Origin of the sequence: Moorena sp. SIO4A1 (assembly GCF_010672065.1) — a bacterium.
Lineage (GTDB): Bacteria > Cyanobacteriota > Cyanobacteriia > Cyanobacteriales > Coleofasciculaceae > Moorena.
This window is the reverse complement of sequence record NZ_JAAHHX010000315.1, coordinates 1-2,291: the sequence shown is the minus strand read 5'-3', so window position 1 is coordinate 2,291 and position 2,291 is coordinate 1. Positions and strand designations below refer to the sequence as shown.

Here is a 2,291-nt window from a genome sequence, read left to right as displayed (position 1 = left end):
TGCTCGATACATTAGTTATAAAACGGAATGTCACATCCAATGTGTGGAATTAAGAAAGAGTTTTAACGAAATTGCCCAAGAACTCACCCAACGAGTGGGACTTGACAAACGCATCCAATACCTCACAGGCAATATTCTAAGTCCCCAAGTGATTGACGCCCTGTTACCAGGCTCATTTGACAGCATCATTTCTTTTCTGTCATTTTTACACATTGAAAACCGCGATAAAATACTGGAAATTTGTTTTAGCTCTTTGAAGGAAAACGGCCTGATCTATATCGAAGATTACGTGGCCAATGACACTCTGACACCAGAAGTGCAAACCACTCTAGAAGAAGTGGTTCAATCCTCTTATTTACCAACCCGCGAAACCTACCGAAATCACTTCGAACGTGTAGGATTTGCTGACATTTGTTTCATCGATTTAACAACAGGATGGAAACGTTGGGTAAAAGAACGCTATCAAAAATTCCTCCAATCAAAAGAAGAATCAATCAAACTAGTCGGTGAAGACGTTTATGAACACCGTCGTCAATTTTATCAAACCATTAGCGACTTGTTTCAAAGCGGCAAGATTGGTGGCTCCTCCATCGTTGCCAAAAAACCTTGTGTTCCAAAAATTCACCAAGTACCTGATACATATTTCGCCTCTGTAACCCCTGTGTATAGTGAACAATACCATTTCTTTCTCGAAGATGGTTCTCTACTTGCTCTAAGATATTTCAAAACTGGAACAATCGAGCATTACTCAGCCTGGTGGAGCGACACCAAGGGCTACTCCCTGGAACTTATCAATACCTCCGAACACCGACGCTCAAATCAACACATCTCTATCCAAAAAAACGATCAAACCGGAACCATTTGTTTGCCAGAAGCCAATCTAGAAATTCAATTCCAAGTTGCCGCCGAATTCACTTGGGCGGTTCCCGCTGAAAAAAATCATCGTGCCGTCATTCACCAACCAAAACTCCTGTGCACAGTGTACACAGGCGATCGCACTCAAAAAGCTATAGGTTATTGCAAAATTTATCAGGGAGATTACCCCAAGTTTTGGGGCTACCACTTTGTTCACGCCTTTTTCCCTGATTACGGAATTGTTTGGAGTGCTGAAGCCACATTCGGCCAAGAAAAATACAATTATTTCAAGCTCCTCAACAGCTCCGAAACAGAAAAGCAAATATTGTTAAACGGAGAAGATTCTTACCATCGCCAAACCAGTGCCCACGCCCGCATCGAAAACAAAATATATCACTTAAAATTCGACACAAAAACTTTTGACACTTGGTCGAGCATCCTGCGAAATCAACCATTGACTATGGAAAGTAAGCTATGCTTGGAATACAGACCAGCCATTCTAGAAATAGACGACCAAGAAGTTGCCAAAGGAATTTGTTTAAAAGAATTTTGTTTCGGCACAATTACATAAACATAGGAAAGAATGTTTACTAGTATACCCGCATTGATCACAAGGAGTGCGTTCGCCTTTGGCGCGCTCTGAAGAGCGATCGCTAAATTCATAATCTTCTGTACTACAGACTGCAGTGCGGAAAGTGGGGGAATAAAGAATAACTTAGTTTTTAAAATTGTGGATACCAAGAATAACCAGGATGAATACTATTAACATTCCCCCGACCTTCAAAGTTACAGAAGAACAATTCCAAATACTCGCTACTGCTAACCGAGAAAAGCGCCTCGAACGTACTGCTAATGGAGAATTAATTGTTAGGCCCCCTACAGGAGGAAATACGGGAAAACGCAACGCACAATTATCTGCACAATTTGTGATTTGGAACAATCAAACCAAACTCGGAGTTGTTTTTGACTCTTCTTGTGCTTTTCGTCTTCCTAATGGTGCCGATCGCTCTCCTGATGTCAGTTGGGTAAAAATAGAACGCTGGAATCAACTCACACCAGAACAACAAGACACTTTCCCACCCCTTTGTCCTGATTTTGTCCTTGAGTTACGCTCCCGTACGGATACTATGGAAAGCTTAAGACAAAAAATGCAAGAATATTTAGACAATGGCATAAGCTTAGGCTGGTTAATCGATCCCAAAAATAGAATTGTATAAATTTATAAACCTCAACAAGAGGTGAAGGTGTTAAGCTCTCCTAAGACGCTATCTGCAGAAGAGGTATTACCTGGCTTTAGTTTAAATTTTGAAACAGTTTGGTAGTTAGTATTAAGTCATCGAATTGATGGCTCAAGGGAATAGGAAACAGGCAACAGGCAACAGGCAACAGGCAACAGGCAACAGTAGGAAAGAACTCGGAGTATTTTTTTTTGTTAT

At 41.0% G+C, this 2,291-nt stretch carries 1 protein-coding gene and 1 pseudogene; both read left to right on the top strand.

The genetic code is table 11. From position 1 onward, the window contains the following. Positions 1–1,426, top strand: a 1,426-nt coding sequence (locus F6K53_RS37670) for a methyltransferase domain-containing protein (protein ID WP_293084782.1), incomplete at its 5' end; no start/stop codon positions are given. A 181-nt stretch (positions 1,427–1,607) separates the two neighbouring features. Continuing rightward, positions 1,608–2,177: pseudogene (locus F6K53_RS37665) on the top strand (Uma2 family endonuclease). The last annotated feature ends 114 nt before the right edge of the window (positions 2,178–2,291 follow it).